2 tRNA genes and 1 rRNA gene are annotated in these 466 nt (G+C 45.7%); all 3 read right to left on the reverse strand.

What is annotated here, in order from left to right:
* Nucleotides 1-127 precede the first annotated feature (127 nt).
* Nucleotides 128-203: transfer RNA gene (locus AC0C45_RS30065), tRNA-Ala, on the reverse strand.
* 17 nt (nt 204-220) lie between these two features.
* Nucleotides 221-297: transfer RNA gene (locus AC0C45_RS30070), tRNA-Ile, on the reverse strand.
* A 69-nt stretch (nt 298-366) separates the two neighbouring features.
* Nucleotides 367-466 (reverse strand): 16S ribosomal RNA (locus AC0C45_RS30075); the annotation flags it as partial.

Here is a 466-nt window from a genome sequence, read left to right on the forward strand (position 1 = left end):
CGCCCTTTCTAACTTAACCATTAGCGAATAAATGGTACAACATATTGTTGTGTTATTTATTGGTTTGATTAAAGAAAAGTTTCACTTTTCCTCAGCAATTACTGTTATCTAGTTTTCAAAGAACAATTGGTGGAGCCTAGCGGGATCGAACCGCTGACCTCCTGCGTGCAAGGCAGGCGCTCTCCCAGCTGAGCTAAGGCCCCATTCGTTTAAATATATATGGTGGGCCTAAGTGGACTCGAACCACCGACCTCACGCTTATCAGGCGTGCGCTCTAACCAGCTGAGCTATAGGCCCATATATATGATAGAGAGAATTCTCTCAAAACTGAACGAAACGAAACGTACGTCATGTAAAAATCCTTAGAAAGGAGGTGATCCAGCCGCACCTTCCGATACGGCTACCTTGTTACGACTTCACCCCAATCATCTGTCCCACCTTAGGCGGCTAGCTCCTTACGGTTACT

The sequence above is a fragment of the Priestia sp. VA7 genome (assembly GCF_055710015.1).